Origin of the sequence: Salimicrobium halophilum, from assembly GCF_900100295.1 — a bacterium.
Lineage (GTDB): Bacteria > Bacillota > Bacilli > Bacillales > Halobacillaceae > Salimicrobium > Salimicrobium halophilum.
Genome location: NZ_FNEV01000003.1, coordinates 224,809 through 240,091, shown reverse-complemented (window position 1 = coordinate 240,091; position 15,283 = coordinate 224,809). Strand labels below are relative to the sequence as shown.

At 48.4% G+C, this 15,283-nt stretch carries 14 protein-coding genes; 11 read left to right on the top strand and 3 right to left on the bottom strand.

From position 1 onward, the window contains the following. A complete protein-coding gene (locus tag BLQ44_RS06800; protein ID WP_093193134.1) occupies positions 1 to 819 on the top strand; it encodes a carbohydrate ABC transporter permease in 819 nt (272 codons plus the stop codon). 472 nt (positions 820 to 1,291) lie between these two features. Here the strand turns inward: BLQ44_RS06800 and BLQ44_RS06795 are convergent, their stop codons facing one another. Then, positions 1,292 to 2,176 (bottom strand): hydroxymethylglutaryl-CoA lyase, encoded by an 885-nt coding sequence (locus tag BLQ44_RS06795; protein WP_093193133.1) that lies wholly within the window; start codon positions 2,174 to 2,176, stop codon positions 1,292 to 1,294. Next, positions 2,173 to 2,835, bottom strand: a complete 663-nt coding sequence (locus BLQ44_RS06790; protein WP_093193132.1) for a GntR family transcriptional regulator — start codon at positions 2,833 to 2,835, stop codon at positions 2,173 to 2,175. Before BLQ44_RS06790 ends, BLQ44_RS06795 begins: the two co-directional genes overlap by 4 nt. 203 nt (positions 2,836 to 3,038) lie before the next feature. Between BLQ44_RS06790 and BLQ44_RS06785 the strand changes: the two genes are divergently transcribed. The 5 genes from BLQ44_RS06785 (at position 3,039) to BLQ44_RS06765 (ending at position 8,068) form a co-directional block, all read left to right on the top strand. Next, positions 3,039 to 4,244 (top strand): CaiB/BaiF CoA transferase family protein, encoded by a 1,206-nt coding sequence (locus BLQ44_RS06785; protein WP_093193131.1) that lies wholly within the window; start codon positions 3,039 to 3,041, stop codon positions 4,242 to 4,244. Between the two features lie 159 nt (positions 4,245 to 4,403). After that, positions 4,404 to 4,646, top strand: a complete 243-nt coding sequence (locus BLQ44_RS06780; RefSeq protein WP_093193130.1) for a hypothetical protein — start codon at positions 4,404 to 4,406, stop codon at positions 4,644 to 4,646. Positions 4,647 to 4,662: 16 nt separating this feature from the next. Further along, positions 4,663 to 6,165, top strand: a complete 1,503-nt coding sequence (locus BLQ44_RS06775) for a sodium:solute symporter family protein (RefSeq protein WP_093193129.1) — start codon at positions 4,663 to 4,665, stop codon at positions 6,163 to 6,165. A 22-nt stretch (positions 6,166 to 6,187) separates the two neighbouring features. Beyond that, complete coding sequence (locus tag BLQ44_RS06770; RefSeq protein ID WP_245688114.1) at positions 6,188 to 7,435, top strand: MFS transporter; 1,248 nt, start codon at positions 6,188 to 6,190, stop codon at positions 7,433 to 7,435. 15 nt (positions 7,436 to 7,450) lie between these two features. Then, a complete protein-coding gene (locus BLQ44_RS06765) occupies positions 7,451 to 8,068 on the top strand; it encodes a flavin reductase family protein (protein WP_093193128.1) in 618 nt (205 codons plus the stop codon). A gap of 509 nt (positions 8,069 to 8,577) precedes the next feature. On the opposite strand, the gene BLQ44_RS06760 is transcribed toward BLQ44_RS06765, so the two are convergent. Continuing rightward, on the bottom strand, positions 8,578 to 9,519 hold the full coding sequence (locus BLQ44_RS06760; RefSeq protein WP_093193127.1) for an LCP family glycopolymer transferase: 942 nt from the start codon (positions 9,517 to 9,519) through the stop codon (positions 8,578 to 8,580). A 224-nt stretch (positions 9,520 to 9,743) separates the two neighbouring features. Here BLQ44_RS06760 and BLQ44_RS06755 point away from each other — a divergent pair, with 224 nt between their 5' ends. Genes BLQ44_RS06755 through BLQ44_RS06735 form a run of 5 tightly spaced genes read left to right on the top strand, consistent with a single transcriptional unit; the run spans position 9,744 to position 15,281 of the window. Further along, positions 9,744 to 11,591 (top strand): polysaccharide biosynthesis protein, encoded by a 1,848-nt coding sequence (locus tag BLQ44_RS06755; protein WP_093193126.1) that lies wholly within the window; start codon positions 9,744 to 9,746, stop codon positions 11,589 to 11,591. A gap of 11 nt (positions 11,592 to 11,602) precedes the next feature. After that, positions 11,603 to 12,223, top strand: coding sequence for a sugar transferase (locus BLQ44_RS06750; RefSeq protein ID WP_093193125.1), 621 nt, complete (start codon positions 11,603 to 11,605; stop codon positions 12,221 to 12,223). Between the two features lie 3 nt (positions 12,224 to 12,226). Beyond that, complete coding sequence (locus tag BLQ44_RS06745) at positions 12,227 to 13,051, top strand: aldolase/citrate lyase family protein (RefSeq protein WP_093193124.1); 825 nt, start codon at positions 12,227 to 12,229, stop codon at positions 13,049 to 13,051. Between the two features lie 20 nt (positions 13,052 to 13,071). Beyond that, positions 13,072 to 14,001 (top strand): NAD(P)-dependent oxidoreductase, encoded by a 930-nt coding sequence (locus BLQ44_RS06740; protein WP_093193123.1) that lies wholly within the window; start codon positions 13,072 to 13,074, stop codon positions 13,999 to 14,001. A 41-nt stretch (positions 14,002 to 14,042) separates the two neighbouring features. Then, entirely contained in the window at positions 14,043 to 15,281 is a 1,239-nt protein-coding gene (locus BLQ44_RS06735) for a glycosyltransferase family 4 protein (RefSeq protein ID WP_176757454.1), read from the top strand. The last annotated feature ends 2 nt before the right edge of the window (positions 15,282 to 15,283 follow it).

Genomic DNA, 15,283 nt, shown 5'->3' with positions numbered 1-15,283 from the left:
ATGAGTAAACGAAAAAACTGGATTCTTAGCATAACGGGCATCGTCATTGTTGGATTGTTTCTATTTCCGGTCTACTGGATGATCATTACAGCGTTCAAAACACAGAATGAAGTATTCCAGACACCGCCGACATTCTTCCCACAGAATTTTCAGCTTGATAGTTTCCTCACCGTCATCTCCGGTGGGGTGGGTCAGTATTTTCTGAACAGTGTCATCATTGCGGGATGTGCAACGATTGTAGTGCTTCTGTTATCCGTCCCTTCAGCTTATGGATTGGCACGTTTTAAAGTCCGAGGGATCGGACTGATGATGCTCGTGTTCCTCGTAACGCAGATGCTGCCGGCTACGGTTGTGCTGACGCCGTTGTTCGTCGTATTCAACAATACGGGTCTCTTGAATACTTATGTGGCCCCGATCCTTGCGACGGCAACGCTTGGTGTTCCGTTTTCTGTACTATTGCTCCGTACGTTCTTCATGGGGATTCCGAAAGAACTCGAGGAAGCGGCGAGCATTGACGGGTGTGGCAGGTTACGTGCTTTTCTACAGGTGATTCTTCCGATTTCCCTGCCTAGTGTTCTCGTATGCGGGGCAATCTCCTTCTTCTTCGCATGGGGAGACCTCATTTTCAGTATCACTTTCAACCGTGATCAGGAACTGTGGCCGCTGACAGCAGGAATTTTCAATGCTATCGGTCGTTATGGTATCGAATGGAATAACTTGATGGCGTTTGCCACGATTTCTGTACTTCCGGTCATCATCATTTTCGTTCTTCTGCAGAAGCATTTGGTGGAAGGCTTGGTGAGCGGGTCCGTGAAATAATGGATATCAGAAAAAGTGCCGGTGTTCCGGCACTTTTTTGAATTGGAGATTTGAATAGCCCTTATGGACCGTTCGCGGAAGATGTTTTGTTCTGAGTGTACCGTTCATTCAGGAATGGACCGCTCGCATCCATGGATAAGCGCGCGTACGGTGCAATACAAAAGAAACGAACCGTTCATGAAAGAATTCCAGGAACGAACGTACCGCAACGCCAGAATAGGATCTTCCAACCTACCTTCCCGTTTGCCGGGAAGGTACAACCATTTGAATGCACTTGCGCCGTTCAGAGGTGGCACGGTTGTGTTGAATGTCCCGCAAATACATTTGCCCCCCCCACTCATCTCCTGGGACCACCTGCGAACGGCGCGGTATGAAATAAGCGGGACACTCAAGTAAGCCCCGCTAGCCCGAACGTCCCGCAAAGCTCATAAGAAAAGACCCCTGAACCACAAAGTTCAGGGGCCAATCCACCTCAAGCAGTACCAGCTTTCATTACCATACCATCAAGCGGACGCTCCATATATGTCTCGAACCACTGGGCCGTTGCCACCAATTTTTCGAGATCCGTGCCAGACGCTTTACCCATCTCGTGGAACATGTGGACCATGTCTTCAGTGCAGACGTTGCCGACCGCTTTCGGAGCAAACGGACATCCGCCGAGCCCGGCAATGGAAGAGTCGAAGCGGCGCACACCTTCTTCGTAACCGGCTAGCGTATTCGCAAGTCCTAGCCCTCTCGTATTGTGAAAATGAAGACCGAGACTGATGTCATTGCCGAAAGCCCCTTTAACGCTATTCACCACTTTTCTCACCTGGAAAGGGTTGGCGAGTCCTGTTGTATCTGCAAGCGTCAGTTCATAACAGCCGGCTTCTACGAGACCTTCCGCTACATGTAGCACCTGGTCTACAGGAATCTCTCCTTCATAAGGGCAACCGAATGCGGTACCGATTATTCCGGCTATGCCTTTACCTTCTCCCTTGGCAGTCTTCAGAACATTCACGAGCTCCGCAAGATTTTCATCAACGGTCCGCCTTACGTTTTTTAAATTGAATTCGTTACTTGCTGTGATCGCCGTATTGACGACATCGACTTTCGTTTCCAGTGCGCGCTTTACCCCGGACTGGCTCAGCACAAGCCCCGTGTAGCGGACGTCTTCATAGTCTGGCAGTCGCTTCAGCACTTCTTCGGCGTCGGCCATTTGCGGCACGACTTTCGGATTGACGAAAGATGCTACTTCGAGATTCCTGACTCCTGCGTCTATCAATCTCTCGATGAGTTCCACTTTCACGTCCGTACTGATCTGCTTCGCTTCGTTCTGCAACCCGTCTCGCGGGCCTACTTCACAAATCTCGATCATTCATTCTCCTCCTCCGATTCACTGAATTTCTCCATTTGACTAAGAACCTGATCGCGTCCCTGGTAGATATGTTCATGGGCAGCGATCCGCGCCCGCTCCGGATCCTGGTTTTCAATGGCTGTCAAAATAATGTTGTGGTAGTCGAGCGACCGTTTCAATTTCTCATGATTATACCAGTAGAAGGAGCGGAAAATGATCGGTACTACGACGACTTTGGATATATGGAATTTGATATGTTCGTTTTTCGAAGCGGAAATGAATCCCTCGTGGAATCTCTGGTTCGCTTCTACGATTTCGATGATCTGGTCAAAATTGTCTTCCTCGTAATTGAGGATATTGTCTTCGTATACGTTATTCGCTGCTCGCAAAACTTCCAGGTCTTCTTCCGTGCGGTGAAGGGCTGCCTGAGACGCAGCGTATCCTTCGAGCAGGGTCCGCAGGTCATAAATCTGCCGGATGTCCTCTTTCGTGAACTCCCGGACCCGGATTCCCCGTTTCTGCGGAATAATCAGTCCTTCTGATTTCAATTCTTTGATCGCTTCCCGGATCGGCGTCCGGCTCAGATCCAGCTCTTTGGCCAGATATTCTTCGGTCAAACGCATGCCGGGAGCGAATTTCCCCTGGGTTATGCCTTCTTTAATGTAATTGTATGCATTCATGAGCTCACCTCACTATTAGTGTATACAAAAATGAAAACATTTTCAATATTTTCAGAAAATATCGCTTATAATTGCCATAATATAGGTAAATAACCTAAAATAAAACGCTTTCAAAAATAGTATTGATTTTTTGTATACAATGCTGTTATTATGTACACAAGATTCAGGAATATTCAGAAAAATCGGTCAGGGGGAATAGCATCATGGACAAGGATGAACAAATGCCTTTAGGCAATTTGAGAGTATTGGAACTCGGTACGTTGCTGGCCGGACCGTTTACCGGGAGACTGCTTGCAGACTTCGGTGCGGAGGTCATCAAGGTGGAACCGCCGGGTAAAGCGGATCCGATGAGGGGCTGGGGCAAGGAGAAGGACGGCACGGGATTGTGGTGGCCGGTCCAGTCCCGGAATAAGAAGTCTATCACCCTGAACCTTCGGGAGAAAGAAGGACAGGATGTGCTGAAAGAGCTTGTGGAAGAAGCGGATATTTTAATCGAAAACTTCCGTCCCGGCACGATGGAGAAATGGAACCTTTCCTATGAAGAGCTGTCGGAAATCAATCCGGGTCTCATCATGGTGCGGACCTCCGGATTCGGTCAGACCGGTCCGTATAAAGAAAGAGCCGGATTCGGCAGTGTCGGGGAAGCGATGGGTGGACTCCGTTATGTAACGGGCTATAATGATCGGGCCCCTACAAGAACAGGAATTTCTATCGGGGATACGCTATCTGCCTTGTTTGCGACTATCGGCTGCCTTGTAGCGGTGAATGAAAGACAGATTTCCGGAAAAGGGCAGGTCGTCGACACCGCGCTTTACGAATCGGTATTCTCCGTCATGGAAAGTCTGATTCCGGATTACCTGCTTGCTGATTTCGTCCGCGAACGGATGGGCAACATCCTGCCGGGGGTAGCCCCGTCCAACATCTATCAGACGAAAGACGAGACCTATGTCGTCATCGGTGCGAATGCCGATGGTGTCTTCCGCCGTCTTTGTGAAGCGATGGGGCGGGAGGAACTGGCGGAAGATCCGGAGTACGCCACCCATGAAGCCCGCGGGAAGAACATGAAGAAGCTCGACCTTCTTATCGAAGAATGGACGAAGACCCTGGATTCGGACGAGTTACTTCAACTGCTGGAGAAAAAGGGAGTACCATCCGGCCTCATCTATTCAGCGAAAGATATCGTCGAAGACCCTCACTATCAGGCACGGGACATGATCGTTAACGTCGATCATCCAGAGCTCGGAGACTTCCCGATGCCGGGAGTCGTGCCGAAGCTGAGCCGCACGCCAGGGAAAGTCAACTTTCCAGGTGCTGAGAAAATGGGCAAACATAACGAAGACATCTTCCGGGATGTACTTAATTATTCCGAGAGAGACATCGAAGAACTGCAGAAGAAAGGCATCATTTAGGATATCGGGGAGTTCATATCTCCCCGGTAAAAAATAAATTCTTTGTAAGCGATTTCAATTTAAAAAGGAGGACATCTATGTCGCTACATAAGTAACGTTGTCTGGAGTGAATTTTTTTGGCCTTGTTTTTTTGAAAATTCAGACCTGCGGAGGTGCCCTATGGAAAATAATGAGGTAAGAGAACCGATCAAGAAGAAGTGGATCTGGATCGGCGTCGTATTGATCATGCTTGCGATTGTCCCGTGGTATTTCCCTAAAGGGGGAGAAGTTACGTTCGTACTTGGGTTTCCGGCCTGGGCGTTTGTGTCGCTCATGTTCTCGCTCGTGTTATGCGGTTATCTGAGCTGGCTATGCGCGACGCAATGGAACATCGTCGAAGACTTGGAAGAAGAGGAAAAATAAACGGGGAGGTCATTGAATGGATTTAGCTTTTTCGGGTGCAGATGGCGTCATCATTCTTGTATCCTATGCGCTTGTCATGTTGTTGATCGGTTATCTTTCAGGGAGAGGGAAGAATCTGCAGAACAGCCTGTCCGATTATTTTCTGGCCGGTAAGAATCTTGGAATCATCGCTCTGTTCTTCACCTTGTATGCCACGCAGTACAGCGGGAACACAATCGTCGGATATGCCCCTACTGCTTATCGTATGGGATTCGGCTGGCTGCAGTCCATCTCGTTCATGACAATCATCATCGCAGCTTACCTGCTGTTTGCACCGAGACTTTATGTCATCTCGAAAAGGATGAATTTCGTTACGCCGACCGATTGGATCCATTACCGGTTCAAGTCCAATCCGGTTACGATTCTCGCAGTTATACTTATGCTTTGGGGACTGGGAAACTATCTTCTTGAACAGCTGGTTGCCATCGGTCAGGCGGTTTCCGGACTTACAGGTGGTACGATTCCTTATCAGTTCGCCGTTATCGCTTTCGTTCTGGTTATGCTTGCGTATGAGTGGATGGGTGGAATGAAAGCTGTAGCGTTCACGGACGTCATGCAGGGTGTCGTACTGATGCTCGGGATTATCGTATTCCTTGCAGGTTCTCTTTATCTCGTAGGTGGAAACTTCGGGAATGTCGGAGCATTCATCGCAGAAAACGAACCGGCGAAAGTAGGCGTGCCACCGATGGATGCCGCAGTCAACTGGTTCAGTATCCTTATTCTCGTAGGCTTCGGGGCAGCCATTTATCCGCATGCCGTTCAGCGAATCTACTCTGCTCAGAGTGAGAAGACATTGAAGAAGTCCCTATCCCGTATGGCATGGATGCCACCGCTCACGACCGGTCTCGTCTTTGTCATCGGTATCATCGGTATCATGATGTTCCCTGGGCTTACAAGCGGGGAATCGGAGCAGCTCGTCGGTATGATGGCGAACGAAATCGCAGGTATCAACGCTTTCTACTACTGGATCATGATCATCTTCTTCGGAGGAATCGTTGCGGCCATCGTATCGACAGCGGACTCTGTCCTTCTCAGTTTTTCATCGATGCTCTCGAATGATATCTATGGAAGGTTCGTGAATCCGACTGCCACGGAACATAAGAAAGTCATGGTCGGAAAAGTAGGGGGAATCATCGCCGTAGCAGCCCTCCTTTGGCTTGCCTGGAACCCTCCGGCGACATTATATGAAATTTTCGTTCTGAAATTCGAACTGCTCGTCCAGGTAGCGCCGGCAATCATTCTCGGGCTATACTGGAAGCGGTTGTCCGCGAAGCCTGTCTTCTGGGGCATGTTGATCGGTGCGTTGATCGCAGGTCTAATGACGCTCACCGGGTTCAAAACGGTATTCGGAATCCATGGAGGGGTTATCGGGCTACTGGTGAACGTTTCCATTGCCGGCGTCGGATCGCTTTTCGTCACGACTTCTGCGAAGGAAGAATCGGAAGCGGAAGAAATGACGTCTTTGAAAGTGGAAGCGTAATCTAGAGAAAAAGAGATGAGTAATGATGCAGGGATACAAAACGCTCGAGAACCAAACGTTTCATTATAATCCATGGAAAATGCTGCTCTGGCTGCTGATGGCACAAATCATGGTCGCTTTCATTGGCAGGAGCCTCGGGCCGCTCGGCGTGCTGATCGGAGAGGATTTCGAATTGAGCAAGGCGCAAGTAGGACTGCTTCCGTCCGCTTTGTTTATCGGACAGGCCCTGGCCTCCATTCCGGCAGGGTTTGTCGTCGACCGGGTCGGGTCGAGACTGCTGTTATTGTGCGTCGCTTTCTGCACAGGGCTCAGCTTCATGGCCATCACGCTTCACTCCTTTTACTGGCTGCTGCTTCTGCTGATCGGCATTGGAGGCATCGGATATGGAGCGATGCACCCGACGACGAACCGTGGAATTGTGTACTGGTTCGACCAGAAACGCCGCGGCACCGCCATGGGAATCAAACAGATGGGAATTACGCTCGGATCTGCGCTATCCGGGCTGATTCTTTTACCGCTAGCAGTCGCGTACGGATGGAGACCCGTACTTTTTATCGCTGGTATCCTTCTGGTCGCTTTAGGGACCCTGTCTTATTTCAAGTACAGGGATCATGAACAGGCAGGAGAAGGGGAGAAGCAATCGCTCAAAAAATTCTACGCATCGCTATGGTCGATGACGAAGAACAAACCTTTGCTGTACGTAAGTCTGAGCGCCTTGTGCCTGAACGGCTCGCAGATGACGCTGAACACGTACATCGTTTTCTTCGCTCATGAAAAACTGAACATATCTCTCTATCTCGCAGGAATTCTGTTCGTCGTTTCCGAAGTGTGCGGATCTCTAGGCAGAGTCGGCTGGGGTGTGATCAGTGACCGTTTTTTTGAAGGAAAACGTATTATCATTCTGCTGGTTATTGCAGTACTAACGATTCTCTCGAGTACGACGGTCGCTCTCGTGCCGGAAACAACCGGATTCGTAACGATGATACCTATCGTCGCTGTCTTCGGTTTTGCCATATCCGGTTTCAACGGAATATGGAGGAACGTGGCGTCGGAACTTGTCCCCCGGGAAAAGTCAGGGCTCGCCAGCGGCTTCAGCATCATGCTCGGATCGATGGGAGTTATCACGATTCCACCGCTCTTCGGCCTGATGGTGGACGTGAGCGGAGGATACACAGCCGGATGGTTCACGATTTCCGGGCTGATGATTGTAGTACTCACGTTGCTGATCACCATTACTCTTCATTTAAGAAGAACCAATAACGTCGTATAAGAAAGGAACAAGTGTATGAAGTTCAATCCTGAAAACATGGAAACGAAATCCGTTTATAAACTTTTGACTGGAGCGGTTGTCCCGCGCCCGATTGCGTGGGTGTCGACGATTTCGGAGGAGGGAGTCCTGAACCTGTCCCCCTTCAGCTTTTTCACCGTCGCGTCCCGTCAGCCGCCGATGCTAGCTATTTCCATTGGTCCGGGTGTCGGGGAAAGGGAAGGAACCGTGAAGGATACGCTGGAGAATATCAAATCCGGGCAAGAGTTCGTCATCAACGTGGTGCCCTCAGCTCTTGGCAATCAGATGCAGAAGACCTCGGAGAACCTGCCTCCGGATGTGAATGAATTTTCGGCAGCGGGGCTGACACCCATCGATAGTGATCTCGTGCTTCCGAAGCGGATCAAGGAAGCTCCGATTCAGATGGAGTGCAAGGTGGACCGGATCATAGAGCTCGGGACCGATCATATGATTATCGGTGAAATGATTATGTATCATATTGAAGAAGACTATTATCTCGGTAATGAAAAAGTAGACTTTGAGAAGCTGCAGCCGCTCGGCAGGTTTGCCGGCAACTACAGCGAAAGCAAAGACTTTTTTACATTGCCTCGTAAAGCGGAGGATCCTCATACGTGAGGGTGCCTCCGTTTTTTCTTTTTGAATGCATTTGGGCGTCGTTCAGGGGTGGCGCGCATTGCCTGAATGTACCGCAAATACCGGAATGAACCCTTCATTATGCCGAGGCAGCTCACGAACGGCGCAATAGGAAAAAAACGAACCGTTCGGGAAAGAATCTTAGGCCTGAACGTACCGCAAAGCTCACACATAGCCAGAAAACCTGGATCCTCCAAACTACCTTCCCGCCTGTCGGGAAGGTACAAGCATTAAGAATGCATTTGGGAGCCGTTCGTACAGGGATTCCTTTAGCTAGAGTGTCCGGGAAACACATTTGCCACCCACTCGCGCTGGGGAGAAGTTGACGAACTGCGCGGTACGAAAATAGCGGGACACTCAAGTGAGAGACACTTGCCCCGAACGTACCTCAAAGCCCGCTCACACTCACCATCTCGCCCCTTAAACACACATAAAACGAAAAAGGTCTTTCCACATGCACACGTGGAAAGACCTTTTTAATGAAGGAAGAATCAAAAAGCATCAGGTTCATTGATCATAGTGTGGACCTGTTGAACTTCATCGTCTGAAACCTGCAGATAATAGATACCGTTTATCTCTGTCCCTGTCCCTTTCAACTGATAAGTACTCATAGTTTCCCGGGCACTACGATAATGGAAGAGCAGGTTCTGAATGGTGTTGAATTCTATATTTGTCGTTACACTGGACCCCAGAACATCCAGCATTTCTCCGATTTTGTTGACGGAAGAGATGCTGGCGCCCTGATCAAGAATTCCTTGTATGACTTGTCGTTGTCGTTCGTTCCGCCCGAGGTCCCCTTGAGGATCATCATAACGCATCCTTACAAATTGAAGGGCTTCCTCTCCGTTCAGCGTAAGTTCCCCCTGTTTATAATGGAATCCGTTCTCCCCTACCCAGTCTATCGGGTTGTCGACTGTGATTCCTCCCACTGTATCGACCAGATCCGCTAGTCCTTCCATATTCACTTTTACATAATAATCCACTTCGATATCCAGAAAATTCTCTACGGTACTTACTGTCATATCGGGACCACCGAAGGCATAAGCATGATTTATCTTGTCTATGCTGCCATTCTTCGGATCGTCTCCTACCAATTCCGTTCTGGTATCCCTGGGAATACTGATGAGCTGGCTTCTTTTATTTTCAGGATCGAGCGTCATCACCATGAGCGCATCGGAACGTCCCCTGTCATTCTGTCTTTCATCGACTCCGAGCAAAAGGATCGTCAACGGCTCTTGAGCTTTCAATTTCTTCTGTGTAACGGAGCGTTCTATAGAGGGGATCTGTTCATGCATGACTTCATTCACTGTCCCTTTGGCATCGTTATAGATGGTGAAGAAATAAAAGCCTGCTGCTATAGAAAAGACGAATAATAGAAGAATAGATATTTTCCAGAACTTCCCGGTATTGAACATACTCCTCAACCTTTTCATCGCTGATCCCCCCTATTGTTTTAGTTTTCCTTCTACAACTTATTCCTGAATAAAAATGTTCTTTATATAGAATAAATTATTCCATACGTCTGTGAATTAGTCAAGTTTTGTTCTTTATTGAGGTTGACATGTTTCTTATGTTGTTTTATAGTTCTTTATATAGAACGTTGTATGGTGGTCATTAATTTTGTCGAACATAATACACCAGGGAGAGGGTGTGGGGCATGACGAAATCCTACAAGGTACGGCTGCTGCTTCTCGTTTTGATTGATTCTTGCATCATTCTGTTTTCCGCTTTTCTGGCATTTTTTCTTCTATTCCCCGAAAGAGAACCAGGGTCGGCTATCCTCTCGTCCGCTTTAGTTCTTCTCTTTTTCTATCATGCATTCTCGATGATGTTCGGTCTGTATAAGAAGAAATGGCGGTATGCCAGCTTAGAAGAATTGATCGGGATTCTGTACGTAGTGACGTTTGCACATCTTTCCACCCTGCTGGCACAGGTTGCATTTACTGACGTTGTTTATGGAAACGTATTGATTGTGACCTGGCTTTTCAATGTTCTGGCCGTCGGAGGTGTCCGTTTGGGGTGGCGCTATTACAAACATTACGGGTTCACCGTCATACCGGGGTTCGAACGAAAGGGGATGCAGAATACTCCGTACGGGAAACGGACGCTGATCGTCGGAGCAGGAGCAGCTGGCCGTATGTTGGCCAGACAAGTCAGGAATTCCAAGAGCTGTCAAACGCAAATCGTAGGATTCGTAGATGATGACGAAGATACCCATCATTTGCTTATCAGTGGTTATCCCGTATGGGGGGACATAGAATCCATGGAGACTATAGTGAAAAATCAACGGGTGAATCACATTGTAATCGCTATGCCTTCTGTCCCTAAGGAACGGATGAAAACAATTATTCAACAAGCGAAAAGTGTGGTGCAGAATGTCCAGACGCTTCCTATGCTCGAAGATATCGCTTTCGGAAAGGTATCCGTCCATCATATCCGGGATGTCCAGATCGAAGACTTGCTGGGACGTGATTCGGTGGAGTTGGACCTGGAAGCGATCGAGTCGGAGATAAAGAATCGGACCGTCTTGGTGACGGGGGCAGGGGGATCGATCGGGTCGGAGATATGTCGTCAGTTGCTCCGGTTTGCGCCGAAGCGATTGATCCTGCTCGGACATGGGGAGAACAGTATCTATTCCATTCATATGGAACTATCAAGATTGGGTGCGCCCACAGAAGTGATTCCTGTCATTGCGGATGTACAGGACAGGGACAGAATTCTGCAAGTAATGCAGGACTATGCTCCCTCTCACGTTTATCACGCAGCAGCTCACAAACACGTGCCTCTCATGGAGGATAACCCGGCAGAGGCTGTCAAAAATAACGTGATCGGCACAAGAAATGTTGCCGAAGCGGCTGATCTCGCTGGGGTGGAAACTTTTGTGCTGGTATCGACAGACAAAGCGGTAAATCCTCCGAACGTAATGGGGGCGACAAAACGTTTGGCGGAGATGACGATTCAGATGATGAGTGTGCACAGTGATACGAAGTTCACAGCTGTTCGGTTCGGAAACGTATTAGGCAGCCGGGGGTCCGTCATTCCCTTATTCAAACAGCAGATCGAAAGGGGAGGACCGGTAACCGTTACCCATCCCGATATGACCAGATACTTCATGACCATTCCGGAGGCTTCCCGTCTTGTTTTACAGTCCGGAGCGCTTGCGAATGGAGGAGAGATTTTCGTTCTCGATATGGGCGAACCGGTGAAAATTGTAGATTTGGCCCGTAACCTTATTCATCTGTCAGGATTCACCGAGGAAGAGATTCCGATTGAATTTTCCGGTATGCGTCCTGGAGAAAAACTTTATGAAGAACTGCTTGCGGAGGATGAAGTGTTCGATGATCCAGTTTTTCCTAAGATTCTCATCGGTAAGACAGTCCCGTTCAACCATGAAGCGATCTATGACTTTATGGAACAATTCCCTCATCTCCCACCGGAAGAAGTGAAACAATACGCAATCAATCTGGCGAATTCCCATGCTCATATCGGTCTTGTTGCGAAATAGGAGGCGAGTCCATGAATTATCCTGCGGTCAAAAGGTTGTCTGATGTAGTGATTTCAGGTTTGTTGCTTCTTTTATTACTACCCTTTCTATTAGTTGTTGCCGTGGCCATCAAAATAGAATCGAAAGGGCCGGTTTTCTTTAAGCAACAGAGACTCGGGTTACATGGCCAACCATTTACCATGTACAAATTCCGTTCCATGTGTGTGGATGCAGAGAAACAGGGCGTCTATGAATCTTCGAATGATCCCAGAGTGACGAGGGTCGGGAAAATCATCCGACGGACCAGTGTGGATGAGCTGCCTCAGTGTTTCAATATCCTGAAAGGGGATATGTCTCTCATTGGACCGAGACCCACCTTGCTCTATCATCCCTGGTCTTACGAAGAGTATTCCGAAGAGCAGAAGAAACGGTTCCTTGTCAGGCCTGGAATCACAGGCTGGGCACAGGTGAATGGAAGGAAGAATGTGCTGTGGGAGGAGAGGATTCGTTACGACGTTGCCTATGCGGAACATCTATCCCTCATCTTTGACAGTAAAATCGTTTTCCGGACACTGCTTCAAGTACTTTTCATGAAGAACAATATCAATGTGAAAGAGACTGTCGATTCTATCACTTCGAGAAAAGAGGGATGATTCATGGCTTTGCGATTGATCTATATTACCAATCGGCCGGATGTGGCGAAGGTGGCAGAACAGAATGGTGTCGAATGGATCTTCGTAGATTTGGAGATTAACGGAAAAGTTGATCGCCAGGGACATTTGAATACGGTCATCTCGAGGCACGATATTACGGATGTAAGCCGGGTGAAGGGAGCGTTATCACATTCCGAGGTGCTTGTGCGTGTTAATCCTATATATGAAGAGTCAGAGCAGGAGATTGATGAAGTGATTGAGAGGGGAGCGGGCATAGTGATGCTTCCTTATTTCAAGACAAAGCAGGAAGTGGAACGTTTTATCTCCTGCGTCAGAGGACGGGCGAAGGTTTGCCTGCTATTGGAGACAGCTGAAGCGGTAGAGATCATTGATGACATTCTGAACATCGAAGGAATTGATTTCATTCATATCGGATTGAATGACCTTCACCTGAGCTATGGCAAGACCTTCATGTTTGAACTGTTGATTGACGGAACCGTGGAACGACTCGCTGAAAAAATCAAACAGACAGGAATTCCATATGGTTTTGGGGGGATTGCCCGACTAGGTCAGGGGGCGCTTCCGGCTGAAATGATTGTGGCAGAGCATCATCGTTTAGGTTCAGAGATGGCGATTTTATCCCGGGCTTTCTGTAATGCCGAGGAGGCGACGGATATCGAGGAGATTTCCCGGATTTTCAGGGAGGGTGTGAAGAAGCTTCGGGCGTATGAGAAGGGGCTGACCACGCAACGCTTCACCTTCTTTCAGGATAATCATGAAGTGATGAACGGCAAAGTGAAAGAAATCGTCGATAGTATCGCGAAATAACGGAAGAACGGAGGGAGATCATGAAGCTATTACTGACCGGGGCTTTCCCATATACCAGGGAGCAGATGGAAAGGCTGAGGAGGAGAGGGTTCGATATCTCTTTTATTCAGAATGAAAGGGATCCGTTGACGATCCGTCCGGAAGAGGTAGAGGTCGTGGTCTGTAATGGGTTGTTTCTCTATCATGATATTTCCCTCTTCACGAATCTGTCGGCCATACACTTGACCAGTGCCGGTACGGACCGTGTGCCTGTCGATTATATACAGGAGAAAGGCATACAACTATATCGTGCAGAGGGTGTCTACAGTATACCCATGGCTGAATGGGTGATTCTGAAGCTTCTCGAAATATACAAGAACAGCCACCGGTTTTACTATAATCAGATGAACAGAAAGTGGGAGAAAGAGAGGGGGTTACTGGAGTTGCCTGGAAAAAGGGCGGCCATCATCGGTTATGGAAGCGTCGGGAAAGAAGTGGCCAAACGACTGAGGGGATTCGGTCTCCATATCACAGGTCTAGGCAGAAGAGCGCATTGTACCAATGAGGAGTTGGATGAATACCACAGAATCGATCAGCTGGAGAATGTTTTGGCGAAGAGTGATATCGCTATCCTTACTTTGCCTCTATCTAACGAAACGAGACATCTCTTTGATGAAGATAAACTTTCGATGATGAAAGAGAGAAGTGTGCTCATAAATGTATCCAGAGGTGGAATCATCGATGAAAAGGCACTGGCACAGGCGTTGAGAGAAGGAAGGTTCCTCGGTGTCGCTCTTGATGTATTCGAACAGGAACCGCTTCCTGAAGAAAGTCCGCTATGGGACATGGATGAAGTGTTAGTGACTCCTCATAACTCTTTTGTATCCGATCGGACGCAACAACGCCTGTTCGATCTTATCGAAACGAATCTGACTACGTTGTCGAAGAATCGTGATTGTACCGTGTCGTAAGGCTTTCTCTGTACTGATCCAAAAACGAAGGGATGATTCAGATGAAGGATATCGTGATGGTTACGAACTACTGTCAGTTTCCTGGAGAGACGGGGAACAGCCGCTACACGTACCTGGCAGATCTGCTTACGAAGGAAGGGTTCGATGTGGAGGTCATCGCTTCGACCTTTTATCACAAAACGAAGAAACAACGGGCGTTCTCAGGAGAGGATCTGAAATACCTGGGGTATAAAACGACACTGATCTATGAACCCGGGTACCCGAAAAACGTCAGTGTAAAGAGGCTTTACAGCAACGAAGTGATGGCGAAGAACATCATGACGTATCTCAAAGCACGGAAGAGACCTGATCTGATCTATTGTCCGTTTCCTCCTATCGCTATCGGCAGGAAGGTCGCCGCTTATGCTGAAAAACATAAGATCCCTTTCGTCATCGATATTCAGGATCTCTGGCCGGAAGCTTTCCGCATGGTGTTCAATCCTCCTGTGCTGAGTAATCTGCTTTATAAGCCATTTGAAAAAGGGGCAGATGCCGTGTTCAGACAGGCGGATGCCATCCTAGCCGTTTCTCAGACATACGTGGACCGTGCGGCGAACGTTAATAAGAAGAATGCTCTGGAGGCGAGTGTTTTCCTCGGTACGGATCTGAACCATTTCGATTCTCTTTCAGAAACCAGAGATCAGTTGACGGAATCTCATCAGGGAGTCCAGGTCGCCTATATCGGAACGCTCGGTAGCAGTTATGATATCAATCTAGTTACTGACGCTGTCCACCTTTTGAAGAAGAAGGGATTGACGAATATTCATTTCGTCGTCATGGGGGATGGGCCGAAACGGAAAGTGTTCGAAGACCATGCGAAGAAACTCGGGATCTCCTATGAATTCACCGGAATGCTTCCATATGATGAAATGGTAAAAAAGTTGGTTCAATGTGATATTGCCGTCAATCCTATTGTGAAAGGAGCGGCCCAGAGTGTCATCAATAAAGTAGGTGATTATGCGGCGGCTGGTCTCCCGGTGTTGAACACCCAGGAGAATAAGGAATATCGCGGTTATGTCGACCACTTAAGAATAGGGTTGAACTGTATACCGGGGGATGCCGAAGATTTAGCGGAAAATATGGAGAGACTCAGTCAGGATCCGCAACTTCGTAAGGAAATGGGAGAGAATAATCGAAGGTTTGCAGAGACGCATTTCAATCGACGTAACACCTACGAGGAGATGGTACAGATCATGCATCGATTGCTACAGGAGTCGTCAGAAGAGAAACACGTGTTGTAGGG